This is a genomic window from Streptomyces sp. NPDC029674, assembly GCF_044903205.1.
Taxonomy (GTDB): domain Bacteria; phylum Actinomycetota; class Actinomycetes; order Streptomycetales; family Streptomycetaceae; genus Streptomyces.
In genome coordinates this window covers 94,138-118,785 of record NZ_JBJDPY010000003.1, presented here as the reverse complement: position 1 = coordinate 118,785, position 24,648 = coordinate 94,138, and the positions used below count along the sequence as shown (strand labels likewise).

The 24,648-nt window shown below is 69.6% G+C and carries 25 protein-coding genes and 2 pseudogenes; 14 read left to right on the top strand and 13 right to left on the bottom strand.

Annotation, left to right across the window (positions count from 1 at the left end; all coding sequences use genetic code 11):
• The first annotated feature begins 44 nt into the window (after positions 1-44).
• The 4 genes from phoU to ACI2L3_RS07940 all read left to right on the top strand — a co-directional run bounded on the left by phoU (position 45) and on the right by ACI2L3_RS07940 (position 2,255).
• Positions 45-737 carry a phosphate signaling complex protein PhoU gene (gene phoU, locus ACI2L3_RS07955; protein ID WP_404751456.1) on the top strand — a complete coding sequence of 231 codons (693 nt, stop codon included), beginning with the start codon at positions 45-47 and terminating at the stop codon, positions 735-737.
• A 627-nt stretch (positions 738-1,364) separates the two neighbouring features.
• Positions 1,365-1,586: a hypothetical protein gene (locus tag ACI2L3_RS07950; RefSeq protein WP_404751455.1), complete on the top strand. Its 222-nt coding sequence runs from the start codon at positions 1,365-1,367 to the stop codon at positions 1,584-1,586.
• A gap of 66 nt (positions 1,587-1,652) precedes the next feature.
• Positions 1,653-2,003, top strand: a complete 351-nt coding sequence (locus tag ACI2L3_RS07945) for a hypothetical protein (protein ID WP_404751454.1) — start codon at positions 1,653-1,655, stop codon at positions 2,001-2,003.
• 108 nt (positions 2,004-2,111) lie between these two features.
• A complete protein-coding gene (locus ACI2L3_RS07940) occupies positions 2,112-2,255 on the top strand; it encodes a hypothetical protein (protein ID WP_404751453.1) in 144 nt (47 codons plus the stop codon).
• 342 nt (positions 2,256-2,597) lie between these two features.
• Here ACI2L3_RS07940 and ACI2L3_RS07935 read toward each other — a convergent pair whose 3' ends face one another.
• The gene (locus ACI2L3_RS07935) at positions 2,598-3,356 is read right to left on the bottom strand and encodes a GntR family transcriptional regulator (RefSeq protein ID WP_404751452.1); all 759 of its coding nucleotides are present in this window, start codon (positions 3,354-3,356) and stop codon (positions 2,598-2,600) included.
• Positions 3,357-3,547: 191 nt separating this feature from the next.
• Between ACI2L3_RS07935 and ACI2L3_RS07930 the strand changes: the two genes are divergently transcribed.
• Together ACI2L3_RS07930 and ACI2L3_RS07925 are read left to right on the top strand one after the other, a co-directional pair.
• Positions 3,548-3,985, top strand: a complete 438-nt coding sequence (locus tag ACI2L3_RS07930; RefSeq protein ID WP_404751451.1) for an ATP-binding protein — start codon at positions 3,548-3,550, stop codon at positions 3,983-3,985.
• 269 nt (positions 3,986-4,254) lie between these two features.
• Positions 4,255-4,785 carry a hypothetical protein gene (locus ACI2L3_RS07925; protein ID WP_404751450.1) on the top strand — a complete coding sequence of 177 codons (531 nt, stop codon included), beginning with the start codon at positions 4,255-4,257 and terminating at the stop codon, positions 4,783-4,785.
• Positions 4,786-4,898: 113 nt separating this feature from the next.
• Here the strand turns inward: ACI2L3_RS07925 and ACI2L3_RS07920 are convergent, their stop codons facing one another.
• Positions 4,899-5,660 carry a phosphoglyceromutase gene (locus ACI2L3_RS07920; protein ID WP_404751449.1) on the bottom strand — a complete coding sequence of 254 codons (762 nt, stop codon included), beginning with the start codon at positions 5,658-5,660 and terminating at the stop codon, positions 4,899-4,901.
• Positions 5,661-5,884: 224 nt separating this feature from the next.
• Here ACI2L3_RS07920 and ACI2L3_RS07915 point away from each other — a divergent pair, with 224 nt between their 5' ends.
• A complete protein-coding gene (locus tag ACI2L3_RS07915) occupies positions 5,885-7,177 on the top strand; it encodes an MDR family MFS transporter (RefSeq protein WP_404751909.1) in 1,293 nt (430 codons plus the stop codon).
• Here ACI2L3_RS07915 and ACI2L3_RS07910 read toward each other — a convergent pair.
• From ACI2L3_RS07910 to mshA, 3 genes are all read right to left on the bottom strand, one after another.
• Entirely contained in the window at positions 7,119-8,855 is a 1,737-nt protein-coding gene (locus ACI2L3_RS07910; protein WP_404751448.1) for a glycosyl hydrolase family 28-related protein, read from the bottom strand. The two genes, ACI2L3_RS07915 and ACI2L3_RS07910, sit on opposite strands and share 59 nt — an antisense overlap.
• A gap of 359 nt (positions 8,856-9,214) precedes the next feature.
• Positions 9,215-9,715, bottom strand: a complete 501-nt coding sequence (locus ACI2L3_RS07905) for a YbjN domain-containing protein (RefSeq protein ID WP_404751908.1) — start codon at positions 9,713-9,715, stop codon at positions 9,215-9,217.
• A 19-nt stretch (positions 9,716-9,734) separates the two neighbouring features.
• Positions 9,735-11,090 carry a D-inositol-3-phosphate glycosyltransferase gene (mshA, locus tag ACI2L3_RS07900; protein ID WP_404751447.1) on the bottom strand — a complete coding sequence of 452 codons (1,356 nt, stop codon included), beginning with the start codon at positions 11,088-11,090 and terminating at the stop codon, positions 9,735-9,737.
• A gap of 246 nt (positions 11,091-11,336) precedes the next feature.
• On the opposite strand from mshA, the gene ACI2L3_RS07895 reads away from it, so the two are divergent.
• The 3 genes from ACI2L3_RS07895 (at position 11,337) to ACI2L3_RS07885 (ending at position 15,152) form a co-directional block, all read left to right on the top strand.
• Positions 11,337-12,185: a class I SAM-dependent methyltransferase gene (locus tag ACI2L3_RS07895; protein ID WP_404751446.1), complete on the top strand. Its 849-nt coding sequence runs from the start codon at positions 11,337-11,339 to the stop codon at positions 12,183-12,185.
• A 223-nt stretch (positions 12,186-12,408) separates the two neighbouring features.
• The gene (locus ACI2L3_RS07890; protein ID WP_404751445.1) at positions 12,409-13,494 is read left to right on the top strand and encodes a C40 family peptidase; all 1,086 of its coding nucleotides are present in this window, start codon (positions 12,409-12,411) and stop codon (positions 13,492-13,494) included.
• A gap of 275 nt (positions 13,495-13,769) precedes the next feature.
• Positions 13,770-15,152: a PP2C family protein-serine/threonine phosphatase gene (locus ACI2L3_RS07885; protein WP_404751444.1), complete on the top strand. Its 1,383-nt coding sequence runs from the start codon at positions 13,770-13,772 to the stop codon at positions 15,150-15,152.
• A 28-nt stretch (positions 15,153-15,180) separates the two neighbouring features.
• Here ACI2L3_RS07885 and ACI2L3_RS07880 read toward each other — a convergent pair whose 3' ends face one another.
• The 3 genes from ACI2L3_RS07880 to ACI2L3_RS07870 all read right to left on the bottom strand — a co-directional run bounded on the left by ACI2L3_RS07880 (position 15,181) and on the right by ACI2L3_RS07870 (position 16,741).
• Complete coding sequence (locus ACI2L3_RS07880; protein ID WP_404751443.1) at positions 15,181-15,519, bottom strand: DUF2516 family protein; 339 nt, start codon at positions 15,517-15,519, stop codon at positions 15,181-15,183.
• 139 nt (positions 15,520-15,658) lie between these two features.
• Positions 15,659-16,270, bottom strand: coding sequence for a hypothetical protein (locus ACI2L3_RS07875; protein WP_404751442.1), 612 nt, complete (start codon positions 16,268-16,270; stop codon positions 15,659-15,661).
• Positions 16,271-16,327: 57 nt separating this feature from the next.
• Positions 16,328-16,741, bottom strand: coding sequence for a helix-turn-helix domain-containing protein (locus ACI2L3_RS07870; RefSeq protein WP_404751441.1), 414 nt, complete (start codon positions 16,739-16,741; stop codon positions 16,328-16,330).
• A 773-nt stretch (positions 16,742-17,514) separates the two neighbouring features.
• Between ACI2L3_RS07870 and ACI2L3_RS07865 the strand changes: the two are divergent.
• Positions 17,515-18,270 (top strand): annotated as a pseudogene (locus ACI2L3_RS07865) (IS701 family transposase); the annotation flags it as partial.
• Positions 18,271-18,307: 37 nt separating this feature from the next.
• Here the strand turns inward: ACI2L3_RS07865 and ACI2L3_RS07860 are convergent.
• Both ACI2L3_RS07860 and ACI2L3_RS07855 read right to left on the bottom strand, forming a co-directional pair.
• Complete coding sequence (locus ACI2L3_RS07860) at positions 18,308-19,369, bottom strand: hypothetical protein (RefSeq protein ID WP_404751440.1); 1,062 nt, start codon at positions 19,367-19,369, stop codon at positions 18,308-18,310.
• On the bottom strand, positions 19,369-19,866 hold the full coding sequence (locus ACI2L3_RS07855; protein ID WP_404751439.1) for a hypothetical protein: 498 nt from the start codon (positions 19,864-19,866) through the stop codon (positions 19,369-19,371). The genes ACI2L3_RS07860 and ACI2L3_RS07855 overlap by 1 nt, the downstream gene beginning before the upstream one ends.
• 863 nt (positions 19,867-20,729) lie before the next feature.
• On the opposite strand from ACI2L3_RS07855, the pseudogene ACI2L3_RS07850 reads away from it, so the two are divergent.
• A pseudogene (locus ACI2L3_RS07850) lies at positions 20,730-20,979 on the top strand (HD domain-containing protein); the annotation flags it as partial.
• 117 nt (positions 20,980-21,096) lie between these two features.
• Here the strand turns inward: ACI2L3_RS07850 and ACI2L3_RS07845 are convergent.
• Together ACI2L3_RS07845 and ACI2L3_RS07840 are read right to left on the bottom strand one after the other, a co-directional pair.
• Positions 21,097-21,468: a VOC family protein gene (locus ACI2L3_RS07845; protein WP_404751438.1), complete on the bottom strand. Its 372-nt coding sequence runs from the start codon at positions 21,466-21,468 to the stop codon at positions 21,097-21,099.
• 68 nt (positions 21,469-21,536) lie between these two features.
• Positions 21,537-22,307 carry a methyltransferase domain-containing protein gene (locus ACI2L3_RS07840; RefSeq protein ID WP_404751437.1) on the bottom strand — a complete coding sequence of 257 codons (771 nt, stop codon included), beginning with the start codon at positions 22,305-22,307 and terminating at the stop codon, positions 21,537-21,539.
• 7 nt (positions 22,308-22,314) lie between these two features.
• Between ACI2L3_RS07840 and ACI2L3_RS07835 the strand changes: the two genes are divergently transcribed.
• Together ACI2L3_RS07835 and ACI2L3_RS07830 are read left to right on the top strand one after the other, a co-directional pair.
• On the top strand, positions 22,315-22,770 hold the full coding sequence (locus tag ACI2L3_RS07835) for a MerR family transcriptional regulator (protein WP_404751907.1): 456 nt from the start codon (positions 22,315-22,317) through the stop codon (positions 22,768-22,770).
• 74 nt (positions 22,771-22,844) lie between these two features.
• Positions 22,845-23,069: a hypothetical protein gene (locus tag ACI2L3_RS07830; protein ID WP_404751436.1), complete on the top strand. Its 225-nt coding sequence runs from the start codon at positions 22,845-22,847 to the stop codon at positions 23,067-23,069.
• On the opposite strand, the gene rox is transcribed toward ACI2L3_RS07830, so the two are convergent.
• Complete coding sequence (gene rox / locus ACI2L3_RS07825; RefSeq protein ID WP_404751906.1) at positions 23,055-24,485, bottom strand: rifampin monooxygenase; 1,431 nt, start codon at positions 24,483-24,485, stop codon at positions 23,055-23,057. The two genes, ACI2L3_RS07830 and rox, sit on opposite strands and share 15 nt — an antisense overlap.
• Between the last annotated feature and the right edge of the window lie 163 nt (positions 24,486-24,648).

Below are 24,648 nucleotides of genomic sequence, written 5' to 3'. Positions count from 1 at the left end.
CGTAGGGGCCAGCCCCCTGGCACGTACTAGAGAGGGACAGCCACATGCGGGACGCGTACCACGAGGAACTTGACTCGATCGGCGACAGCCTCGTCGAGATGGCCCGCCTCGTCGGGTCCGCGATCGGGCGCGCCACGACGGCCATGCTCGACGCCGACCTGAAGATGGCCGAGAGCGTGATCGCGGCCGACCAGAAGGTCGACGATCTGCAGCACGACCTGGAGGCGCGCGCGATAGCCCTGCTGGCGCGCCAGCAGCCGGTCGCCACGGATCTGCGCATCGTGGTCACCTCGCTGCGCATGAGCGCCGACCTGGAGCGCTCGGGCGACCTCGCCCAGCACGTCGCGAAGCTGGCGAGGCTCCGCTTCCCCGACTCGGCGGTGCCGCGTGACCTGCACGCCACGATCCTGGAGATGGGCCAGCTCGCGCAGCGCCTGATGGCGAAGGCGGCGGAGGTCATCATCACCAAGGACGTCGACCTGGCGCTCCAGCTGGAGCAGGACGACGACGAGATGGACCAGCTGCACCGCACGCTGTTCCAGCACCTGATGGACGACCGCTGGAAGCACGGCATCGAGACGGCCGTCGACGTGACGCTCCTCGGCCGCTACTACGAGCGCTTCGCGGACCACGCGGTGTCGGTGGCGAAGCGGGTCGTGTACCTGGTCACGGGCGAGCACGCGGACGAGATACAGCCGACGGGGCAGGCGCCGGTGGAGGGCGCGAGCTCCAGCTGAAGCGCGAGGTCGCACTCAACACACACGCGCGTGTGCCCCGCCCGGGGCGAGCTCGTCCCGGGCGGGGCACACCCCTGTTCGCCCGTAATACCTGTCCGGACACCCGTCCGGCGTAGCGCCCGCCGCGGATGTCAACCGCAACCGTGTCAGCCGCAACCGTGTCAGCCGCAGCCGCCACCGCACTGGCAGGTGCCACCCGACTGACAGCCGCAGCTGCAGCCGGGGCCGCAACCGCAGGCACCCAGAAGGACGAGAGCGGGCAGACCCGGCGTCTCGGCCGGCTGCTGGGGAACGGATTCGCGCGTGGGGGACTTCGTAGGGGACTGTGCCATGGTCTCCTCCTCGAAGGCGTACCGGCGTACTCCTTGCTGCCCATTGCATGCCCATGAGGCCGGGGCGCGTCAACGGCGCACGCGCGCGTGGCCGTTGCCCTCTGACCACGCACGGAGCACGGCCGGCTCCATGAGTCCCCCTGGAACTCCCTTGGAACCCCCCTGGAGCCACGAGCCGATTCAGCCTTGGTTGAGCGCTTTGCTGCCAACTACAGGTGACGGGGCCGCCGGCAGGACGAGGTTCGGGCTACACAGGAACGTCCGGGTCTTTGCTCCTGACGGGAGGGGTGGCCACGTGGTGCTGTCGATCGACCTCGCGGTTCTGTTGGCTGTCGTCATCGTCGTACTCCTCCGCAGACGAGTGGCCCCCCGAACCAAGACAGACACGTTCCTGACCATGTCCGTGGTCCTGGTCTTCGGCATCCTGGTGGCCCCGACGGACTTCGGCCAGGGCATCCAGAGCGTGGTCACGGACTTGGCGCAGGGGATCTCGGACACGAGCACGTCCGGCCCCTGAGCGGACCGGTACGGGATGGGCCCATCCCGCTGATCACGCTCGGAAGGGCACGAGTAGGTTGGCCGCATGCCTTCCGTACTCGTTATCGGTTACGACCCGCAGGCCATACCCGGTGTCGACGCGGAGGGCCTCCGCGCGTCGCTGGACAAGGAACTGGCCCGGTTCGGGGAGCACGGCATCGAAGCGGCCATGGCACTCGTCGTGTTCGGCGAGTCGGCCGAGTCCACACTGGTCGCGTCGCTGACCGAGCGTGCGTGGGACGTGGTGGTGATCGGAGCCGGAATCCGCAAGACGGAACAGTTGCTCCCACTCTTCGAGCAGATCGTGAACCTGATCCACCGCCACGCACCACAGGCCGCCATCGCGTTCAACTCCAACGGCGGGGACAGCGTCGAGGCGGCGGTACGCCAGCTCTAGCGGGCCGGCCGCCCAGTGGCGCCACAGCCGCCATGGCCGCCTGACGGGCCGCCATTGGTCGTTACCGACCCTATCCGGTCTGCGCATACGCCACTACTCTACGTATCCATGCGGAAAGCCATGCGCCTGTACTGGGGATACGTCGCGGTCGGGGCTCTCATCGTCGCGTGGACGCAGCAATGGGCCGTCCCGGTCATCGCCTCCTTGTCAGTCGCGGTCTCCGCTTACGTCGCCTTCCAGGTGCCGGTCTGATGTGGGGCGGTCAACCGAGACGGCAAGACCTACTGCCGGAACAATGCCTACGGCCTGCTGATGGGATGCGGAAACCGCCAACATCGTTGGCAGAAGCTCAAGATGATCGTCCTACGGAGCAAGGTCGGCGATGTGAGCCGTGCCGTATTCCCGACTGCAAGAGACAAGTTCAACGGCTTCTTGGCAGTAGCAGGACTGCTCTCCGCCATCGCAGCGGTGATCGTTCCTGTTGTGACGAGCTGACCTCACCCTCCAGCAAACCCCCGGAGTGGGAGCGCTTCGGGCTCGAACTCGAACTCGAAACCGGCGGAAACCCGACACGCTGACCATGCCCGCTCGGCGTCAGGCGTCGAAGTCGTACTCCAACACGTACGAGGCGGCGTCCAGCGTCATTTCGTTGAACTCGACAGGGCTGCCTTCGCTCGTGAAGGCCGTGCGGCAGATGAGGATGACCGGGGTGCCCGAGGACATGCCCAAGCGCACCGCCTCGTCCTTCGACGGCATGCGTGAGCGGATTTCTTCGCGGAAGTGCACCGGCTTGTGGCCGAGTTCGGCGAGACGGGCGTACGTTCCGCCCTCCCCGGTGTCCTCCCGCGTGATCGCGGATCCGGCGACCAGGGCCATGGGCAGGTAGCTCGTCGCGAGCAGGACGGGTTTGCCGTCGAGGACGAAACGCCGACGCCTCACGCACACCGGCAGCTCATCGGCCAAGTCGAGGACCGCAGCGACGCGTTCGGGCGCGGCCTCCTCGGACACCGTGACCTCATCCACCTCAAGGGAGCGGTTCCCGATGTCTGCCGACCAGACGGAACGGCCGTTGCCCCACTGTTGCTCGGCCAGCCGCTGAATGCCTCGGCGCCTGAGCGGACGGAAGGTGCGGACGAACACGCCGGCTCCCTTGCGGGCTTCAGCGATGCCCTCGTCCCGAAGGACGCCCAGGGCCTGGCGCGCCGTCATACGGGCGACGCCGTGCGTGGCCATGAGGTCGTTCTCCCCCGGCAGCCGATCACCGGGACCGTACTGACCCGCCTGGATCGCCTCGCGCAGGGTGTCTGCGATCCGCTCGTACTTGGGTCGAGGGCCGTCTTCGGTGTGGGCCATCCCGCAGGTCTCCTCCCGCTCTTCTCTAGACACCTTAGGCCACGGGTTGGGCACCCTCTTGCTGCGCGTAACCGACGGTCTTTGGTCACCCCCCTCTCCTCACTGTTCGATTGACCTCTCTAGAGAGGTTGCGGCAGAGTCAGATGTATAGAGAGGTCGACGGGGCCTCAGGAGTGAGAGGTGCGGAACCGATGACCTACACGCTCGACCGTTATCCCTGCGAAGAGTCGCCACGCCTCGGCGCGATGACTTTGCACCCCGTCGCGGAGTCCGTGCCTCGGGCCCGTCGCTGGTTCCGGAAGTTCATCACTCCGTACGACCCCGCCTGCTCCGTCGACGACTGCGTCCTGGTGATCTCGGAGCTCGTGACCAACGCCGTCGTGCACGGCAGGTCGGACGAGCCCTGGGTCATCCGGGTGGAGTGGTTCCGCGAGGGTGGCTCGCTCCGGGTCGAGGTGCACAACCCGGGGCTCCCGGAGAACGTGCGGCGGAGGTGCCCCGATGCCGACGACGCACACGGGCGCGGGCTGCTCCTGGTCGACTCCGTCGCCGACTCCTGGCACGCCGACACCAGCCGCTTCGGCGGAACGGTGGTCTCTTTCCGGATGTCCGACGCCTGGCCGTCCTGAGCGCGGGCCGGTCGGGCGGGCGGCGACCCACGCCCACACGTAAGCACCCGGCCCAGCGGCGGTACCTCAACTGCTCCTGCGACCAGGTTGCCGTTGTTGGTCGACTTCGGTCGCGATGGGTTGATCTTTGACAGGGGCACCCTGCACGCGGCGCAACAGCTCAAGCTCAGCCTGACGCTGACGCTGGAACGTCAGGGGCCCGTCACGTGCCTGCTCAAAAGCGGCTCAATTGCCGTTTCTGCACTACACAGGTTGCACAAGACAGATTCATGAACGGGTTGGAATGGGGCACCGTCCCCGCATGGTTCAGCGCTCTCCTTACCGGCGGTTCTCTGCTCCTGGGCTTCTACATCCTTCTGCGCGACCGAAGGAAGGAAGAGCGGAACGAAGCCTTGAAAGTAGTCACGTGGACAGAACGGCGAGCCGGCGACGGAGGTAGCTTCATCCGCATCCACGTGCGCAACACCGCCGACCGACCCATCCTGTACGCCAGCGCGCTCTACTCGAAGGGCGACGGGAGCGGGGCGATCCGTAGCTTGCCCGCGGCTGTGCCCTGGGTGCCAAAAGACGAAGAGATTGCCCTAGACGTCCCGCGGTATCAGGACGGCCGCCGCACGCTTGCCCTTGGCCTGTCTTTCCAGGACGCGGATGGCTTCTGGTGGGTGAAGGACATCTCCTCACACGATGTCTACCGACAGACTGGGCATCGGCGGAGTGACCCATCCCTGCGGTTGCTGTTTACGTCGTTCGGCACCTATCGGCTCTACCGGCAGCGGAAGAGGGCCCTACGACGCGCATGACGCAGTTGGACCGAACAGCGGGAGAGAACCCATTGAGGGCTCAGGGCGGCCCCGAGCGGCAAAGTGCCCCCGACTTGCGCCATCCGGGCAGGTCGGGGGCGCGATCACACAACTTACTTCTTCTTGCCCTGGTTCTTGACCGCCTCGATCGCCGCCTTCGCCGCGTCCGGGTCCAGGTACGTGCCGCCCGGGTTCACCGGCTTGAACTCGGCGTCCAGCTCGTAGGAGAGCGGGATGCCCGTGGGGATGTTCAGGCCCGCGATGTCGGAGTCGGAGATGCCGTCCAGGTGCTTGACCAGGGCGCGGAGGCTGTTGCCGTGGGCCGCGACCAGGACCGTCCGGCCCGTGAGGAGGTCGGGGACGATGCCGTCGAACCAGTACGGGAGCATGCGGACGACGACGTCCTTGAGGCACTCCGTCTGGGGGCGCAGCTCCGGGGGGAGGGTCGCGTAGCGGGGGTCGGAGAACTGGGAGTACTCAGCGTCGCGGTCCAGCGCCGGCGGTGGGGTGTCGTACGAGCGGCGCCACAGCATGAACTGCTCCTCGCCGAACTCGGCGAGCGTCTGGGCCTTGTCCTTGCCCTGGAGGGCGCCGTAGTGGCGCTCGTTCAGGCGCCAGGAGCGGTGGACCGGGATCCAGTGGCGGTCGGCCGCCTCGAGGGCGAGCTGCGCCGTGCGGATCGCGCGCTTCTGGAGCGACGTGTGGACCACGTCGGGGAGCAGGCCGGCGTCCTTGAGCAGCTCACCGCCGCGGACCGCCTCCTTCTCGCCCTTCTCGTTGAGGTTGACGTCCACCCAGCCGGTGAACAGGTTCTTCGCGTTCCATTCGCTCTCGCCGTGGCGGAGGAGGATCAGCTTGTACGGTGCGTCGGCCATGCCTCTGAGCGTAATCGAACTCCAGGGGGCCTCGCGCGCGCGGGCGCGGGCGTGAAATGCGGAGGGTGCGGTGGATGCGCTGGGCGACAGTTGACGGCTGTCGTCAATTGAGTGGCGTGGCCAGATCCCCGACTCGTAACGTTTGCCCGCCGCCAGAGGCTCTTACATCGCGGCTCGTACTTTGCCATTTGTGCTCCGGGGGGACCTCCATGTCGTTCACCGCCATGCCGTTCAACGCCATGAAACGCGCTGTCAGCGAGAGCGTCTCGGGGCTGCCCCGCGCCTTCTGGTGGCTGTGGACGAGCACGCTGGTCAACCGGCTCGGGGCGTTCGTCGCCACGTTCATGGCCCTGTACCTGACCCTGGAGCGGGGCTACTCGGCGTCGTACGCGGGGCTCGTCGTCGCCCTGCACGGGCTCGGCGGCGTCATCTCCTCGCTCGGCGCGGGGGTGATGACCGACCGGCTCGGGCGGCGGCCCACGCTGCTGATCGCGCAGGCCTCGACGGCCGTGTCGGTGGCCGTGCTCGGGTTCATGGAGCACCCCGCCGCGATCGCGGGCGTCGCCTTCGCCGTGGGCATGGCGAGCAACGCGTCCCGGCCCGCCGTGCAGGCGATGATGGCCGACATCGTGCGCCCCGAGGACCGGGTGCGCGCCTTCTCCTTGAATTACTGGGCCATCAATCTCGGCTTCGCCATCTCCTCGGCGGGCGCCGGGTTCATCGCCTCGTACAGCTATCGCGCCGGTTTCCTCATCGAGGCCGTCATGACCATGGCCTGCGCGATCGTCGTCTTCGTGAAGCTGCCCGAGTCGCGGCCCGTGCGGACGGCGCTGGAGAAGGCGGCGGAGCCCGAGGTGGGCCTCGGGACCGTGCTGCGGGACGGGCGGTTCATGGGCGTGGTCGGACTCTCCTTCCTCGTCGCGCTGATCTTCCAGCAGGGGGCCGTGGGGCTGCCGATCGCGATGGGCGACGCGGGGTTCTCGCCCGCCGACTACGGCGTCGCCATCGCCGTGAACGGCGTGCTGATCGTGGCGTTGCAGATCCCCGTCACCCGGTTCATCGAACACCGGGACCCGCGGCGGCTGTTGGTCATCTCCTCGGTGCTCGCGGGGTACGGCTTCGGGCTCACCGCGTTCGCCGGGTCGGTCGGGGTCTTCGCCCTGACGGTGTGCGTGTGGACGCTCGCCGAGATCGTCAACGCACCGACGCAGACGGGGTTGGTCGTCCAGCTCTCCCCGGTGCACGGTCGCGGGCGCTACCAGGGCATGTACACGATGTCGTGGTCCGTGGCCGCGCTGGTCGCCCCGCTCATGTCCGGGTTCGTGATCGACCGGTTCGGGGCGGAGTGGCTGTGGGCCGCCTGCGCGGTGATCGGGACGGCGGCCGGTGCCGGGTACTGGGGGCTGATGCGGAAGCTGCCGGATGAGGCGTCCGGCGCCGAGGTCAGCGGCGCCGAGGTCAGCGTCGCAGAGCCCGTTGCGCCTCGTGCAGATTCCGTGGCCGAACCGCGTCCGTAGTGCCGTACAGCTCCAGGCGCGCGTGCAGGTCGCCGGTGAAGTCGGGGACGTCGATCTGGTCGAACTCGCGGACCGTGTTGAGGCCGACCGTCGCGCTGTGCGGCGCGAGTCCGTCGAGTTTCATCAGGCCCGCGCGTCCGTTGGTGACGCGGATGTTCCAGTGCGTGAAGCGGGCTCCGAAGAGGGGGCCCGCGCTCGCGTCGCCGCCGTGCCGGCCGTTGTTTTCGACGGTGATGTCCGTACGTACGTTCGCAAAGGGCATTCCGCGGTGGCTGTCGAACGTGCCCATCTCCATGTGGCCGCGTGACCAGACGTTGTGGGAGGAGAGGCCCTCGACGTTGATGCCGTGCAGTTGCGTGCCTGGTGGGGCGGGGGTGGTGCGGGCGTCGATCCGGAAGTCCTCGATGAGGTTGTCGTGCGAGCCCTCCCGGCAGAAGTACGGGTGGTGGGAGCCGCGGCCCGTCACGCGCGTGCGGCGCAGGGTGCAGGCGGAGGCGGCGACCAGCCCGAAGCCGTTGTCCACGTGGCGTACGACGATGTCGTCGGCCCAGCAGTCGTACGCGCACTGGAACGTGACGCCGTTGTAGCCCTTGTCCAGGAGGTGCGGGGACTGCGGGGTCTCTGCCACTTCGAGGGTGAGGGCCTCGACTCCGGAGCCGGTCAGGGCCGTGACGTGAGTGGTGAGACGGGGGTCCCACTCTGGGCGTACGTCGAGGGGGAGGGGGCGTTCGAAGGTGACCCGGCGCTTTCGGGGGTCGACGGCGGCGACCCGTACGGGCCACTCGTAGGGGACGTACGAGGTGAGCTTCGTCTTGTCGTCCCAGGTGTACGACTTCGCGCCCTCGCCGTCGCCCGCCATGTGCTCCAGGAGGGTGTGGTCGGGGTCATCCGCGAGGCGTAGGAGGACGAGGTCGCCCTTGTGGAGGCGGAACGTGTCGGTGACGGTCACCGACCACGAGCCGCGGTGGGCCGGGCGGACCGTGGTGAGGGTCTCCCATTGGTCGCGCTTGTTGCCGGTCCAGCCCTCGAAGGGCCAGCTCTTCGCCTTGATGGCGGTGGTGAGGGACTGCCAACGGGCTTCGGGGCAGAGCCAGATGAGGCCGCCGGCCCAGGACCAGCTGGACTTGTCGCCGCCGTAGCGGGAGCCGTAGGGGCCGATCAGTTCGGTGAGGCTCCTGGTGGCGAGGAGGGTGGTGCGGGTGCTGCCCGCGCCGCGGAGGGTGACGTTGTCGTGGGCGATGTGGATGAGGCCGTCGAGGCGGTACGTGCCGGGTTGCAGCACTACGGTGCCGCCGCCCTTCTCGCCCGCGTCGGCGAGGGCGCGGTTGATCGCCGGGGCGGCGTCGGACTTGCTGTCCGGGTGGGCGCCGTAGCGGCGGGCGTCGATGTGGCCACGTGGTCCGGGGGTCGGGGTCAGGGTCGGGGAGGGGTGCCTTCCCGAACGGCAGCCCGCCCGGCCGATGTAGGGGACCTGGGGGTGGGTGTAGGGGGTCTTGGTGAACTCTCGCCAGAGGGTGGGGGTTTGGGGTGCTCCGGGAGGTGCGGCGGGCGAGGGCGCGGTGGCGTGGGCTGTGCCCGTGCCCGTGGCAGTACTGGTAACGGCACCGGTGACGGTGGTTGCCGCGACCGCTATCGCGCCGCTGAGCAGGGATCGCCTCGTGGGGTCCTCGTGCGCCATGCTCTGCCCGCCACCTTCCGCCATGCATGTATGTGAACGGAGTTCATGCTTGCGTCGGGCGGGAGCATGCCATGGTACTGCGCTGGGCGGAAGGGGGTGGACTACGCCGCCGCTTCGCGGCGGATGCCTCCCACCCACCCACCCCGTTTGCCCCGCACCTAGCTGTGCGGGTAGGAGCGGGCGGCGACGGCGTGGCCGTTCACCGTGCAGCGCCGGGAAACGGGAGGCGGACGCTGCGCGGCGACGGGAAGGCGGGTTGGACCGGTCGCGCACAGTGGGGCGGCCGGGGAAGCGGAGGCGTTGGCACCGCCGCCTCCGTCAACCACGCGCGCCCCAGCAGCCCGGCCCGCGCCCCCGCCTCAGCGGTTCTGCTTGGCGCCCGGCTGGGTCAGGTGTGTGAACGCATCGAGGTTGCGCGTCGACTCGCCCCGCGCGACCCGCCACTCGTACTCCTTGCGGATCGCCGACGCGAAGCCCAGTTCGAGGAGGGTGTTGAAGGAGTCGTCGGAGGCGGAGAGGACCGAGCCGAGGAGGCGGTCGAGTTCGGCGGGGGTGACCGCGGAGAGCGGGAGCTTGCCGGCGAGGTAGATGTCGCCGAGCGAGTCGATCGCGTAACTGACGCCGTAGAGGCGGAGGTTCCGCTCCAGGAGCCAGCGGTGGACCGCCTCGTGGTTCTCGTCCGGGTGGCGGATCACGAAGGCGTTCAGGGAGAGGGAGTGGTTGCCGACCCGCAGGGAGAGCGTCGTGGAGAGCTTTCGCGTGCCGGGGAGCTTCACCACGTACGAGCCGGGCTCGACGGTCTCCCATTCGAGCTCGGCGTCGTCCAGGGTCCGCTCGATGATCGACGCAGTGTCCACCATGTCCGCCGTGTCCGCCTGATCAGCCATGGTGCGAGCGTACGTGACGGCGGGAAGCGCGGAAATCGTGCACCGCGGCGGTGTAGACGTCCGCCGTGGCGGACGCCGCCGTGTCCCAGCCGAAGGACTCCGCGTGCCGGGCCGCGGCCTCGCCCATGCGCTCCACAAGGTGGGGATGGTCGGCGAAATCGCGGAGCACGCGCGCGTAGTGGGCCGGTTCGTGGCCGGGGATCAGGAATCCGGTCACTCCGTCGCGTACGGCGACGGGCAGGCCGCCGACCGCCGCCGCGAGGACCGGCGTGCCCGCGGCCTGCGCCTCGATGGCGACGAGTCCGAAGGACTCGCTGTACGAGGGCATCACCAGGACGGACGCGGCCCTGAACCAGTCGGCGAGCTGTTCCTGGCCGACCGGCGGCTGGAAGCGGACGACGTCCGCGATCCCCAGCTTCGCGGCCAGTTTCTGCAGCCCCTCGGGCTTGGCGAGACCGCTGCCGCTCGGGCCGCCGACGATGGGGACGACGATGTTCGAGCGCAGCGCCGGGCGCTCGTCCAGGAGGACCGCGACCGCGCGGAGCAGCAGGTCGGGGGCCTTCAGGGGCTGGATGCGGCCTGCGAAGACCGGTACGAGGGCGTCTTGCGGCAGGCCCAGGCGGTGCCGGGCGGCGGCGCGGCCGTCGGCGGGGCGGAACCGTTCGAGGTTGACGCCGGGGTGGACGACGGCGACCTTGCCGGGCTCGGCTTCGTAGTGGCGTACGAGCTCGTCGGCCTCTTCGGAGGTGTTGGCGATGAGGCGGTCGGCGGCGCGGACGATCTGGGTCTCGCCGATGACACGGGCGGCGGGTTCGGGGGTGTCGCCCTCGGCGAGCGCCGCGTTCTTGACCTTGGCCATGGTGTGCATGGCGTGGACGAGGGGCACGCCCCAGCGTTCGGCGGCGAGCCAGCCGACGTGGCCGGAGAGCCAGTAGTGGGAGTGGACCAGGTCGTAGTAGCCGGGCCGGTGGCCCGCCCAGGCCTGCATCACGCCGTGAGTGAAGGCGCAGAGCTGCGCCGGCAGCTCTTCCTTGGCGAGTCCTTCGTAGGGGCCCGCGTCCACGTGGCGCACGAGGACGCCGGGCGCGAGTTCCACGGCGGACGGGAGTCCTCCGGTGGTGGCGCGCGTGAAGATCTCGACCTCGATGTTGATCGCGGCGAGGCGCTTGGCGAGCTCGACGATGTAGACGTTCATGCCGCCCGCGTCGCCCGTACCGGGCTGGTGCAGCGGCGAGGTGTGCACGCTCAGCATCGCCACGCGGCGCGGACGCCGCGGGGACCCGGGGATACGGAGCCGTGGGGGTGCCGCCGGGGAGCGACGCCCGAGCCTGGACACGTACTGGCTCACGTGGCGGTCCTCCTTGCGTACGGGCATGACTACGGGCATGACTGCGAGGAGGGCGTACGTACCTCCAGAGGGAGAACACCGGAGGCGGCTGCTCCATTTCCGCCTGGCCGCGGGCCGGCCTGTTTTTGCCAAAGCGTTACGCTGCGTCGTCGGGTCGTGGCCCATCCCCATCGGTTCCGGGCACCGTCCCCGGGCACCGTCCCGGCGCGTTCCCGACCGCCGCCCGTCCCCGCATACCCTTCTTCCATGGCCCCACGCACCCCTTCCCGCCCCGTGGGAACGGTGACGCGCGGGACCACGAACCCGAACCGGCTGCGCCGGATGGACCGCTGGATCGCCGCGGTCCACGGCCCCGCGCTGCGCCGCGCCGAGGACCCCGTCGCCGTCGACCTCGGCTACGGCGCCTCCCCCTGGACCGCCGTCGAGCTGCTGCTCAGGCTGCGTACCGTCGCTCCACGCGCGCGGGTGGTCGGTATCGAGATCGACCCGGCACGGGTGGCGGCCGCCGCGCCGTACGAGCGCGAGGGGCTCTCCTTCCGGCACGGCGGCTTCGAGGTTCCGCTGCCGGAGCCGACGGGGTCGGGGGCGGGCGCTTCCGGCTCAGGCCCGGGCTCGGGCTCGGGACCGGTCCTGATCCGGGCCGCGAACGTGCTGCGGCAGTACGACGAGGAGCAGGTCGCCGCCGTCTGGGAGCGGCTCCGCGCCCGCCTCGCCCCCGGCGGGCTGCTCGTCGAGGGCACCTGCGACGAGATCGGGCGGCGGCACGTGTGGGTCGCTCTCGGGCCCGAGGGGCCGCGCACGGTGACGTTCGCGGCGCGGCTCGGCTCCCTTGACCGGCCCTCCGACCTCGCCGAGCGGCTGCCGAAGGCGCTGATCCACCGGAACGTGCCGGGCGAGCCCGTGCACGCGTTCCTGCGCGACTTCGACCGGGCGTGGGCGGCCGCGGCGCCGTACGCCTCGTACGGGGCGCGGCAGCGGTGGATCAGGGCGGTGCGGGCGCTGGCCGCCGACTGGCCGGTGACCGACGGGACTTCGCGGTGGCGGCAGGGTGAAGTGACGGTGCGGTGGGGGGCGTTGGCGCCTCACTCGGAGTAAGTCGGGGTGAACCCCGAGGTCACCCCGAGGCCACCCGGACGTCACCCGGAGATGCTCTGGTGCGGGGACAGGCGGGGAACGATCTTCGCGTGCCGTACGTCACATGGGGCGTACGGGGGATCGGAGTTGCCGCCGGGCCCTGTCGGATCGCGCGCCGGCATGGCACCATCCCGGTGGCGACCTTAAGTTACTGACGGTAAATCAGCTTTGGGGGTGGCGGGGCGTGACCGGCAAGCGATATTCGACAGCGACGGCCGTGGCGCTGATCTGCGCGGCGACGGTGCTCGCCGCACCGGGGGCGGCCTTCGCGAGTCCGGCGAAGCCCTCCAGCCCGGCGCGGCCCACTGACCCGACCGATCCGGCGCCCCGGACGGACCAGTCCCTGGAGCAGGTCCGCAAGGACATCGACAAGCTCTACCACGACGCGGGCGTGGCCACGGACGCGTACAACGCGGCCGAGGAGAAGGCCGAAAAACAGTCCGAGCAGATCGTGAAGCTGGCCAAGGACATCGCCAAGGGCCAGGCGAAGCTGAAGAAGCTCAAGGCCCGCGCGGGCGCGGCGGCCCGCGCGCAGTACCGCGGCGGAGGCATCCCGGACGAGGCCCAGCTCATGCTGAGCGACAACCCGGGCCGGTTCCTGGACGGCGCCGGGCGCCTGCGGCAGGGCCAGAAGGCCACCAAGGGCATGCTCACCGAGCTGGAGCGCACGCAGGAGGACCTGCGGATCTACGCCGAGGACGCCACCGCCCGCTGGAAGAAGCTGGAAGCCAACCGCAAGGCGAAGGCCGCCTCGAAGAAGAAGATAAAGAAGAAGATCGCGGCCGCCGAGAAGATCGAATCGACGCTGGAGAAGAAGGAGCGGGAGCGGCTGCGGAAGCTGGAGGAGGCGGCCGCTCTCAAGAAGCAGTCGGCGTGGGTGAGTTCGGGCGCCCTGAAGGACGTCGACGGCAAGGCGTCGCCCCAGGGCAAGAAGGCCATCGAGTTCGCCACCGCCCAGATCGGCAAGCCGTACGTGTGGGGCGCCGAGGGCCCCGGGTCGTACGACTGCTCCGGGCTCACCTCGAAGGCCTGGTCGGCCGCCGGCCGCGGCATACCGCGGACCTCGCAGGAGCAGTGGAAGCAGCTGCCGCGCGTCGACGTGAAGAACATGCGCCCCGGTGACCTGATCATCTACCACTCGGACGCGAGCCACGTCGGGATGTATCTGGGCGACGGGGCGATCGTGCACGCGCCGCGCCCCGGTCGGGACGTGACGGTCGCGGGGGCGGGATCGATGAAGATCCTCGGGGTCGTACGCCCGGACAAGTAGGCGTCCGCGGCGGCGGGTGCGGTGGGCTCCGCCACTGTGCGCCGGGCCATGTGACCCAGCGCACCCCGCGCCCGGCCGCTCAACCCTCCCGGCGTGATGTTCGTCATCCCTGGCGGGACCCCACCGTGCCCAAGTGCGTTCCTGGATGCGGCATATGACGGTGGCCGTTTGCCGCGCGGCATTCCAATGGAGGCACGGCTACCGCTATGGTCCCCGTCGGTGCCGCGTCGACCTGCGCGGTGCCATGCCCTCGGGGGGAGGGAAGGAAGCAAGCGATGCCCGCACCCATACCGCGGCAGAGAGCGATCCCGGCCGCGGAAGGCGGTCAGGCTCATGCGGCGCCCCCGTACGACACGACGGCGCCCGCCCACGCCCCGACAGCGAACAACAGCAACACCACCGGTAACACCAGCACCACCAGTGGCACCGGCAGCACCAGTGGCACTGGCAGCAGCAGTGGTAACGGCCACAGCAGCGGCTCCGGGCTCAGCCTGCTGGTGATCGAGGACGACCCGGTGGGCTCCCTGAGCGTCCCCGAGCTCCTCGACTCCGCGGGCAAACCCATCCGTATCCGCACCGCCCGCAACCTCACCGAGGCCGAGCGGCTGCTCACGGACGACGTGCACTGCATCCTGCTCGACCTCGCCCTGCCGGCCCCCGGCGCCGCCGAGGACGACGACGAGCTCGTCGCCCTCAAGCACGTGCTGCGCCTCGCGCCCCGGCACGCCGTCCTCGCCCTCACCGCGAACGACGACTCCGAGCGCGGCGCCGAAGCCGTCCGGGTCGGCGCCCAGGACTACCTCTTCCGGGAGGAGCTGGACGGGCGGCTGCTGAGCCGCGCCATCCGGTACGCGGTGGAGCGCAAGCGCGCCGACGTCGCCCAGCGGCAGCTGACCGAGTCGCGCCTGCGCGCCCAGGAGAACGCCCGCCTGGAGCGCGGCCTGCTGCCGACGCCGCTCCTGGAGGGCTCACCGCTGCGGTTCGCCGCCCGTTACCGGCCCGGCCGTTCCCGCGCGCTCCTCGGCGGCGACTTCTACGACACCGTGCGCACCCCCGACGGCTCCGTGCACGTCATGATCGGCGACGTCTGCGGCCACGGGCCCGACGAGGCGGCGCTCGGCGTGGAGCTGCGGATCGCCTGGCGCGCGCTGACCTTCGCGGGGCTCTGCGGCGACGAGCTGCTCTCCACGCTGCAGAAAGTCCTGGAGCACGAGCGGGCGGACGACGAGATCTTCGCGACGCTCTGCACGGTCGACATCGCCCCGGACGGCCGCCGGGCCGGCCTCTGCCTCGCCGGGCACCCGTCGCCGCTGATCGCGCGCGAGGGGCGGCTCGCGGAACTTCTGCCGTACGAGGACGGCGGTCCCGCCCTCGGCCTGCTGCCGCGCGCCCGCTGGCCGCGCCGCCAGGTGGAGCTCGGCGGCGCGTGGAGCCTGATGCTCTACACGGACGGTCTGATCGAGGGCCGGATCGGCGAGGGCAACCAGCGCCTGGGGCAGGACGGGATGGTGGAGATGGTCCGCCGCCAGATCGCCGCGGGGCTGCGGGGCGACGAGCTCCTGGAGGCGGCCGTGAACGAGGTGCGCGACCTCAATGGCGGCGACCTCACGGACGACGTGGCCGTGCTGCTCCTGGACCGGTCGCCCGGGGCGCGGTGAGCGCGGTCCGTACCGGCGGGGGCAGAAGCTACCGGCCGCCGTTGTACGGGCCGTACGGGCCGTCGCTGCTGGAGCCGCCGCGGCGGCCGCCGCGTCCGCCGCCGGTGATCTGCTGGATCGCCGGGCGCACGTCGACCATGTACACGATGGTGGCGATGAGCCCGATGATCGGCAGGAACGACAGGATGTTGAAGATCAGGTTCACCACGAAGGCGAGGCCGAGGATGATCAGCCAGAACGGCTTGGTCTTCTTGTCCGCCGCGCGATAGGCGTCCTCGCGCCGGACGGCGGCGTCGATGAGGGCGAAACCGCTGAAGAGGATCAGGGCCAGCGACAGCAGCCACATGAAGTTCGCGAACCCTTGCATCAGCACAACGTCCACCACCAGTCTCGGCCAGTCACGGCTCATCGATTACGCGGCCACGGTACCCGCTACCCCGACAACGGGGCGGGCACGCGGAGAGTGCCCGCCCCGTGCCCGCCCCTTACACACGTGCTGTCGCGCGCTACTCGGCGGGCGGCGTGGTCTTCTTGGCCGTCGTCTTGCGGGCCGGCGCCTTCTTCGCGACGGGCTTCTTCGCCGGGGCGGCGGCCGCGCTCCTGGGCGCGACGACCCCGGACGCCTTGGGCGCCGCGGCGTCCGCCGCCTCGGGCTTCGGCTCGTCGTCGGGCTCGACCGTCTCGGCCAGGTCGAGGATCTCCTCGGCGGCCTCGCCGCGCCAGGACTTCACGGCGTGCTCGCCGTGCTCGGCGACCTCGTCGTACTTCTCCCGCGCCTTGACGGCGAGTTCGGCGGCCACGCCGACACCGCGCAGCGCGAGGTCCTGAGCGGTCTCCTGGAGCTTCTTCAGGTCGGTGTCGAGCGTGCCGAGCACCTCGGTGACCTTGGCCTGGAGGGTCTCCTGCGCCTCCTTGGCGCGGGCGGCGGCCTTGTCCTGGACGGCCTTGGGGTCGGTGTTGCGCACCGCGTCGATGCGGGACGGAGCCTCGGCGATCAGCTGCTCGACGAGGCCGGGAACCTTCTTCGCCTGCTGGAAGGCGAGGTCCGCGGACCCGGCGACGAAGTACGCGGGGGTGGGGTTGCTGAGGGTCTTGCGCAGGTCATCGGTGATGGCCATGACGATGGTCCTCCCGGATTCGCGTCGGCTTGTCAGCTACTGCTGGTCTGGTCAGCTTTAAGAGGCCTGCTTCGGGCCCACATCACTGCCGTCGACGTCACTGCCGTCGTCGTACGACGCCGTATCGAAGCCGTTCTCCTTGCGGAACGACTCGTAGATCTGCAACAGCACCTGCTTCTGGCGCTCGTTGAGGGACGGGTCGGCGAGGATGACGGCGCGCGTCTCCAGCTCGTCCCGCTCCTTCTCGTCGAGGATCCCGGCCCGCACGTACAGCGTCTCGGCGGAGATGCGCAGGGCCTTGGCGACCTGCTGCAGAACCTCCGCGCTCGGCTTGCGCAGGCCGCGCTCGATCTGGCTCAGATACGGATTGGACACCCCGGCGGCGTCGGCGAGCTGCCGCAACGACAGCTGCGCGGTGCGCCGCTGCTCGCGCAGGTACTCGCCGAGATTGCCGACGTTGAGTGATGCCATGCCCCGATGGTGCAGCACCCTTGCTAACTTTTGCAAGCACCCGCTTGCAAAAGTGCGCTACGCCACGCGCCGCGACACCCGCCATGCGCTGTCCTGCCTCCGCGACGTGTAGGCAGTCCCGCTCTTCTGTAGGCATGCGGGGCTGCGTCCCGGTCATGTGTGGGCAAGTTCTGAAGAGTCCGGTCTTGTGTAGGTACGGGGATCGCCCCGCTTCTACGGTCGAAGTGGCTGGTCGACGTCGTACCGGAGGCCCGGGTGGATGTGCGCGAGGGGTCGTCGGAGAACGTTGAGCTGGAGTACGTCATGCGACGGGGGTCCGCGAGCGGGGATCTTTGCGACGTTTATGGTCGGTCCGGTTCGAGTCGGTACGCCCCGAGCGCCGGTTCCCGGCATTTCGTGGTCAGGGCAACCGGTGCGGTTGGTACTGGTCCCCTGCGTGACCGAGAGGTGTTGCGCCCGCCGCATCAGGGGGCTCCAAATCCTCGCTGTGCTGTCTCATGAGGTTGGTTCCACGAGGTCCTCGAACGCGAGTTGCTGCAGGGCCATGTCGAGCGGTTCCGGCGGCTGATTGCACACGCCGCGATAGTCGCTCCCGACGGTCCGGCTGATAGGCGGCTTCCCGCCGAGGGCGGTATGTGGGCGCTCTGTAGTAGTTGAGGAAGTCCGCGAGCGCGGCGCGGCGTTCGTGCTCTGGGCTGTAGTCGCGGACGTAGGCCTACTCACGGACCAGGGCGCCGTTGAAGCGTTCGACCTCTCCATTCGTCCGCAGGGCGCTCGGCGAGGACACCGTCTTCGCGACCAAGCCGGAATCGGCCAGGGTGATGATCGAACGGTTCCCGGCCGCCGGACACCAAGTGGGCTGGGCCATCGGTGACGAGGTCTACGGCGGCAACCCGCAACTGCGGACCGCCTTGGAAGGACGCGGCATCGGCTACGTCCTCGCGGTGGCCTGCTCAGCCGAAGTTCCCACCGCTGCAGGTATGTTCCGCGCTGATGCCCTGGCGAAGAAGGTGCCGAAGCGGGCCTGGCAGAAGCTCTCGGCCAGGCCCGGCGCGAAGGGGCAGCGGTTCTACGACTGGGTCGTCATCGACCTCGCCGAAGAGCCGCCAGGACACCACCAGCTGCTGATCCGTCGCAACCGCACCACCGGCGAACTCGCCTACTACCGCTGTCACTCCATCAGGCCAGCACCCCTGGTCACCCTGGTCAAGGTCGCAGGTTCCAGATGGCGAGTGGAAGAGACCTTCCAAAGCGAGAAGGGACTGGCCGGACTGGATGAACACCAGGCCCGTCGCTCCCCCCTCCTGGGCCCGCTGAGTCACCCTCGCCATGCTCGCCCACGCCTTCCTCACCGTCGTCCGCGCCGACGAACACGCACACCGACCCACGCCGGACGACGCCTGTTCATCGCGCTCGCCGTCCGACCCGTCCGCGACGCGACCCACCGGCTTGCTTGGTCCGACTGGCGCCGCCACCAGGCACGACCACGCACCAGTCACTACCGGCGGCAAGCCGCATCCCCGACATGAAGATCACGATCTGCAGCTGGAGTACTAAATGCCAAGCTCAGCACTCCTTGGCGGGCCTCCCCTTGACGTCGGCGAACTCCACCCGCAGGCTGTCGTCCTTCTCGATCACCCAGAGAGTGCCGCGGCCGGGCGTCCAATCCGACCCCACCAGGAACACCCGGTCCCCCGACACGTGGAAGAGCCGCAGCCCTGCGTGACGGAAGCCGTAGGCGCTGTTCTTGTCCTCGATACGGTTGAAGCAGGTGCCATCACCGCGGATCAGCAGGTCCTTCTCACTGAAGACGACCACTGAGGGAAACGCCGTGTCGACCGATCGCGCGGCCGCCTCCGCCCGGCTGCGGCCCACCATTCCCGCGTACGTGGAGATCGCCCAGAACAGCGCCAGCACGCTGATCAGGACGGTAAGCGCCCACAGGCGCAACTTTCTGCGGCGGTCTGCCGCCGAGGCCGGCTCGCCTGCGCGCGACAGAGTACGCGCGTAGGTGGTCAGCAGAAAGCCTGGAATCAGCGCCAGCGGGAGGAGCAACTCCAACAGGCGGAAGCGCGGCAGCAGCACCATCAGGGCCACGGGTGGCAGCCAGGCGAACCGTAGGGTCCGGGTCACCGCTTCGGCGCGGCCCGGGTCCTGCGTCACCCAGTGGTGCAGCCCTGTACCGGCCAGCGCGGCGGCCGCCACCAGCGCGGCCGGCAGGAACAGCGCGTCCACACTGCGCAGCAGGTAGTCGATGGTCGACAGCCGTAACACGGTGTCACGCAGCCCGAGAGCCCGGGTCTCGGCATCTGTGCTCGCCCACCCGAAGTAGAACAGGACCGCTGTGAGCAGCGACAGCAGCGAACCCGCCGCACCGAGGAGTTCCAGCCAGCCGGGCGGCAGGTTGCTCTCGGGTCCTGCACCGGACTGGGGCTCGGGCTCGGGGGACGATGTGTCTGGCGCACGGTTCGGGGCGGCTGCTGGGCTGACTGCGGGGGAGTCGTCCGGCGTGTGGGCGGCCGGGGAGGGTTCAGGAGGGCCCCCGTCGCCCTGCAGCGGGCGACGGGGGCGGACCATCTGCTGGGCGAGGGTGCGCAGCCGGGTCCTCCTCCGGGAGGCGACGGCCATCAGGAGGGGGCCTTCACCGTGAACCCGCGGGGCGCGGTGAGTTCGAACCCGGCCCCGGCGAGCGTGACCTTCTTCACCTCGGTGCCGGGCTGCAGGTTCTGTGGCACCTCGAACAGGGTGATGCCCTTGTGGCAGCACGCCTTGTCCTCATTGCCCTCGGACAAGGGGCGGACATCCTGTTTCTTTCCGTCGAGGAAAACATGACGGACCTCGCTCGGCCAGGTTCCTTGGACCTCGACGATGTCCCCGGGGGCCGCCTCGTCGGCGTTCCCGATGGGGAAGTACAGGTCGGTGACCCGGTACGGACACGCAGCCGAGCCCGGTCCTGTGGGCGCCTCGCCGAACTCGACCTTCCCGTCGGGATGTTCCAGGAGGAAGGACCCGACCTGCTTCAGCAGGTTGTACCCGGCCTGGTACTTGCAGTCCCCGTTAGTAATACCCCTGACCTCACGGTAGGACTCGATGGCAGTTTTCCACCCGCCCTCATTTCCCTGCACGGCAAAACAGATGCCGATGAGCCCTTTGAGGAGATTCCACGTGGCAGGGGCTTCCGCCCGGCGTTCGGAACCCTTCACGTCATACCGCCGCTGGGCACGGTCGCAATTGTGTCGCTGGATCAGGTCGTAGACGTGGTCGGGCTGGAGCGCATCGAACTCGGGGGATTTCGGGCCGATGCGAAGCCAGGAGAACTTCTCGCTCGGTACTTCCCCGTCCCCGCCCCCGTTTCCTCCGCCGCCGCCATCGTGGTTCCCGGATCCTGTGGACGCTCCCGGTGACCCGGGTGCAGGAGTCCTGGGAGATGCAGCCGACTCCGAAGCTCCGGGTGTCCACCCCCCTCCGTCCGACCCCGGATCTCCCGTCCAACCGCCGCCGGGCGCCGAGGAGTCGGGGCTCCCGGCACCTCCCTGCGTCCCACCGCCTCGATCAGGCCTGTCCGAATCGCCGGCCCCCGGAGAACCCTTCGATCCGCCCGATCCGGGGGACCCATCGCCCGGCCCGGCACTGCGCGGTAATGCGTTCTTGGCGCCCGGACTTCCAGCCCCCTGGTCCGCACCGCCTCCTGCGCACCCGGCGAAGGCGAGAGCGCCAACCACAATGAGCACGATCAAGGAAATGACTGCACTCCACCAGAGGGAATGAGTTCGCCCCGTGTTCTGCTGCGTCAATTTCCGGCCCCCTGTACCGCGACCGCAGTCGCGCCCCAACGCGTGCGCAGACCAGGGTATCCCGCATTACCTGGCGGACTCGGGAATTTTCGAGAAATGCCCCACATCGCATTTCCGTAGACCATTTCTTGAGCGATTTGGTTCGCTTGACGAGGGACTTGGGGTCGATGAGCCTCCGTGGGGGCACTGAGGCCATGACCACAACCCCGCTGCCCCTCCCCGAAGTGGAAGCCGTCGCCCGCGAGGCGCACGCACACCAGACCGACAAGGCCGGACGGCCCTACGCCGAGCACCTCCGGCCGTCGCCGAAGGGGTCTGTGCCCGCGGCGACGACGAGCCGATCGCCGCCGCCTGGCTGCACGACGCGGTCGAGGACGACGCCCTGACCGAGGAGTGGCTGCGTGAGGCCGCGCTGACCGGCGGACGAAGGACATCGTCCCAGCGGGCGGGAGGGTCCCGGCCAGCACGTCCCAAACAAAACGAAGTACCCCAGTTCAGGGCCTCGTACTACCCACACTTAACACTTAACTGGGACAGGACAGCCACCACGTCACTCGCCAGTCAGCGCGCGATGATGCAGAAGGGATGCCCGGCCGGGTCGGTGAGGACCCGCGCCTTGTCCCCGTGCGGCTGGTGTTCCGGCTTCCCCGCACCCAGCTCCAGCAGCCGGGCCTCGGCCTCGTCCAGGCTCTCCGTGACCTTGAAGCAGATGTGCAGCTGCTGGGGAACGGTCTGGTCGGGCCAGTTCGGAGCGCGGTGGTCCGCGACCCGCTGGAAGCCGATGAAGAGGCCGTCCTCCCGGTTGAGACCGGCGAACTCGGCGCCGGACTCCGGGTGCGGTTCGAAGCCGGTGGCCTGCTGGTAGAACGCCGCCAGGGCCGGCGGGTCGGGGCAGTCGAGCGTTATCGCGACGAGTTCCATCTGCAGGGGCATGAGGCCTCCATATTTCCGCTCAACCGTAAGCACAGCAGGTCAGGGCCCCACCATGCCAGGGATGGCACTCAGGCGGAGGCGGCGGCCACGAAGAACGGGATGGCGACGAGGAAGCGGCCGGTCTCGGCGCGTCGGCGCTGTTCGGCGAGCCACTCGTCCACCTGGTCACGACTGACGGCGCCGCTGGCGCAGACCGGCTCGGCGAGTCTCGCGAGCAGCGACAGCATTGCGGGGTCGGTGAACACGTGGGTGTGCACCTCGACCGTGACATCGTCGAAGCCGCCGGTCAGGAGCAGGCTGCGGTACTGGCGGCCGGCGCGGGGCGTGCTCAAGAGGTCGGCACGCGCGTGCACGATCGTGCGGGTGAGCGTCGCGTCAGCCGAGTCGATCATGATGGCGTCCCAGTCCTGACCGACCAGAACGATCCTGCCGCCCGGGCAGAGAACCCGTCGTGCCTCCGCCACCGCGCGCCCCGGCTCCCGAAGTACGTGGAAGACCTTGTCGGCACGGTAGCCGCGCACGCTTCCGTCGGCGAACGGCAGGGCCTCCGCCCCTGCCTCCTGCAACTCGGCATCCGGCCAACGCTTCCTGGCCGCGGCCAGCATCCACGGGTCGGGGTCCACGCCCACCGCGTGGATGCCGCGTTCGGCCAGCTCGGCGACGGCTCGTCCGGCGCCGCAGCCGACGTCCACGACGGTCGAGCCCGGGACGAGAGAAAGCAGTTCGTAGGAGCGGGCCCGCAGCCGAGCGGCGCTCGGCATCTGGTCCGCGGCGTCGAGGACGGCCAGCAGGGCTTCGGTGTCGCGGTGCTCTTCCACCGCTTCCTGATGCTTGGACATGGACGTCATGCTGCGACTTAATGTCGGCATGAAGTCAAGGGAAGGCGGCGGCGCCGGCACGTTGAGCATCGGCGCCCTCGCGGCACGGTTCGGCCTTGCCACGCACGTGCTGCGGCATTGGGAGGCGATGGGCCTGCTGCACCCCGGACGGGACGCCGGCGGGCGCCGCCGCTACGGTGCGGACGACCTCACCCGCGTGGCGACGATCCTCGTCCTGAAGGAGGCCGGCCTTGGCTTGAACACCATCAGGGTCCTCTCCACAACCGTCGACCGCGCCGCCCGGCACGAGATCCTTCGTCCCACGGCCGAGGAGCTCCGGTCGAGAATCGCAGCGGCCCAGGCCTCATTGGAGCTCATCGAGGGCGGACTGAACTGCGCACACGAGGACGTCACCCAGTGTCCGAACTACCGGCGGCTCATCGCCGAGCGGATCGCCGAGCAGGCCGAGCCCCGAAGACCCTGAGCAGGTCGTTCCTTCCAGCGACTGATGACAACGGTGACGGGCGGCGGGCGGCGGGCAGTCTGGGCGGGCGGGTGGTGCGGTTGCTCGCGGACCGGGCCGACGTGGACGTCGTGGCGATGACTGACGCGTACTGCGCCGAGAGGGCGGCGGCCGGTCTGGGTCCCTGGTGGCTCTACGCGTTCTCGTCCATGTTCGCCTCGGTGCGCGAGCAGCGCTGGGACCGGGTCCGGAACGACTACGCCCAGCTGACCGGCCGCTCCCCCCTCGCTCTCCGCGACGTCCTGTCAGCTCACGGCTGACGCCCCGAACCACCTCGGCAGCCCCCGCAGCAGCTCCTCCTGGTCGTCGCCCACCCACGCCACGTGGCCGTCGGGGCGCAGCAGTACCGCGGGGGCGTCCAGTTCCTCGCTGACGTCGACCACGTGGTCGATCCGGTCGGACCAGCCCTCTACGGAGAGGCGGCCGGTCTGGTCGAGGAGGAGGCCGCGGCCGTCGTGCGTCAGGTCGTAGAGGCTGCCCTGCTTCAGCTCGATGTCCCGCAGCCGCTTGCCGAGCAGCTCGTGGCCCTCGCCGAAGTCGTACCGGACGCCGATCGCGGTGATCTTCTCGATGAGGTGGCGGTTCACCTCCTCGAAGTCCATCAGCTCCGCGAGGAGCCGGCGCACCGCCTGCGGGCCCGGCTCCGGGGACATCAGCTGCATCTGCGCGCGGGTGTTGTCCAGTACGGCGGCGGCCACCGGGTGCCGCTCGTCGTAGTAGCTGTCCAACAGGCCTTCCGGAGCCCAGCCGTTGACCTCGGCGGCCAGCTTCCAGCCGAGGTTGAACGCGTCCTGGATGCCGAGGTTGAGGCCCTGCCCGCCGGTCGGCGGGTGGATGTGCGCGGCGTCGCCGGCCAGCAGCACCCGGCCGGCCCGGTACCGCTCGGCCTGCCGGGTGGCGTCGCCGAAGCGGGAGAGCCAGCGCGGCGAGTGCACGCCGAAGTCCGTGCCGGCGAAGGCCCGCAGCTGCCGCTGGAAGTCCGCGAGCGTCGGCGGAGTCGTCCGGTCCTCGGACAGGCCGTCGGCGGGCACGATGACGCGGTACACGCCGTCGCCGAGAGGCATGGCGCCGAACCGCAGCTGCGTCTTGCGCACTTCGGCCATCTTCTCCGCGAGCTCCTCGGGCGATGCGGTCAGCTCCATCTCGCCCAGCAGCGTCTCGGTCCTGCTCGGCTCCCCGGGGAAGCCGATGCCGAGCAGCTTGCGCACGGCGCTGCGGCCGCCGTCGCAGCCGACGGCGTAGCGCGAGCGCAGCTCCGTGCCGTCGGCCAGTTCGACGGTCACACCGTCGTCGTCCTGGTCGATGCCGACCACTTCGCAGCCGCGCCGGACCTCGACGCCGAGTTCGGCGGCGCGCTCGGCCAGCAGCCGCTCGGTCACCTCCTGCGGAATGGCGAGTACGTACGAGTGCGCCGTGTCCATCCGGTCCGGCCAGGCCTTGCCGAGACCGGCGAAGAAACCGCCGACCGTGAACTGCCTGCCGAGCGGCAGGAAGCGCTCCAGCAGACCGCGCTGGGCCATCACCTCGATGCTGCGCACGTGCAGGCCCTGCGCACGGGACTGCTTGGTCGGCTCCGTCTCCTTCTCGAGGATGAGGACGTGCACGCCCTGCAACCGCAGTTCGGCCGCCAGCATCAAGCCGGTCGGTCCGCCGCCGGCGATGATCACGTCGACCATGAAATCCCCCATGAAGTCACCCTGTTCGTCGAGCCCGTCGTGGCTACGAGCGGTGATTGTGCAGGACCACCGGGGTCTTGCCGCAAGGCCCCCCGTGCGCTATAAGTTGAGAGTGGCAAGGAGTGCGTATCCCTCCTTGCCTTTCTTTTTTTCTCTCCTCCAG

Coding starts and splice junctions, on each gene's coding strand:
- phoU (WP_404751456.1), top strand. CDS start 45: ATGCGGGACGCGTACCACGAGGAACTTGACTCGATCGGCGACAGCCTC.
- ACI2L3_RS07945 (WP_404751454.1), top strand. CDS start 1,653: ATGCCTTCCGTACTCGTTATCGGTTACGACCCGCAGGCCATACCCGGT.
- ACI2L3_RS07940 (WP_404751453.1), top strand. CDS start 2,112: ATGCGGAAAGCCATGCGCCTGTACTGGGGATACGTCGCGGTCGGGGCT.
- ACI2L3_RS07935 (WP_404751452.1), bottom strand. CDS start 3,356: ATGGCCCACACCGAAGACGGCCCTCGACCCAAGTACGAGCGGATCGCA.
- ACI2L3_RS07930 (WP_404751451.1), top strand. CDS start 3,548: ATGACCTACACGCTCGACCGTTATCCCTGCGAAGAGTCGCCACGCCTC.
- ACI2L3_RS07925 (WP_404751450.1), top strand. CDS start 4,255: ATGAACGGGTTGGAATGGGGCACCGTCCCCGCATGGTTCAGCGCTCTC.
- ACI2L3_RS07920 (WP_404751449.1), bottom strand. CDS start 5,660: ATGGCCGACGCACCGTACAAGCTGATCCTCCTCCGCCACGGCGAGAGC.
- ACI2L3_RS07915 (WP_404751909.1), top strand. CDS start 5,885: ATGCCGTTCAACGCCATGAAACGCGCTGTCAGCGAGAGCGTCTCGGGG.
- ACI2L3_RS07910 (WP_404751448.1), bottom strand. CDS start 8,855: ATGGCGCACGAGGACCCCACGAGGCGATCCCTGCTCAGCGGCGCGATA.
- ACI2L3_RS07905 (WP_404751908.1), bottom strand. CDS start 9,715: ATGGTGGACACTGCGTCGATCATCGAGCGGACCCTGGACGACGCCGAG.
- ACI2L3_RS07895 (WP_404751446.1), top strand. CDS start 11,337: ATGGCCCCACGCACCCCTTCCCGCCCCGTGGGAACGGTGACGCGCGGG.
- ACI2L3_RS07885 (WP_404751444.1), top strand. CDS start 13,770: ATGCCCGCACCCATACCGCGGCAGAGAGCGATCCCGGCCGCGGAAGGC.
- ACI2L3_RS07880 (WP_404751443.1), bottom strand. CDS start 15,519: ATGCAAGGGTTCGCGAACTTCATGTGGCTGCTGTCGCTGGCCCTGATC.
- ACI2L3_RS07875 (WP_404751442.1), bottom strand. CDS start 16,270: ATGGCCATCACCGATGACCTGCGCAAGACCCTCAGCAACCCCACCCCC.
- ACI2L3_RS07870 (WP_404751441.1), bottom strand. CDS start 16,741: ATGGCATCACTCAACGTCGGCAATCTCGGCGAGTACCTGCGCGAGCAG.
- ACI2L3_RS07860 (WP_404751440.1), bottom strand. CDS start 19,369: ATGGCCGTCGCCTCCCGGAGGAGGACCCGGCTGCGCACCCTCGCCCAG.
- ACI2L3_RS07845 (WP_404751438.1), bottom strand. CDS start 21,468: ATGCCCCTGCAGATGGAACTCGTCGCGATAACGCTCGACTGCCCCGAC.
- ACI2L3_RS07840 (WP_404751437.1), bottom strand. CDS start 22,307: ATGTCCAAGCATCAGGAAGCGGTGGAAGAGCACCGCGACACCGAAGCC.
- ACI2L3_RS07835 (WP_404751907.1), top strand. CDS start 22,315: ATGCTGCGACTTAATGTCGGCATGAAGTCAAGGGAAGGCGGCGGCGCC.
- rox (WP_404751906.1), bottom strand. CDS start 24,485: ATGGTCGACGTGATCATCGCCGGCGGCGGACCGACCGGCTTGATGCTG.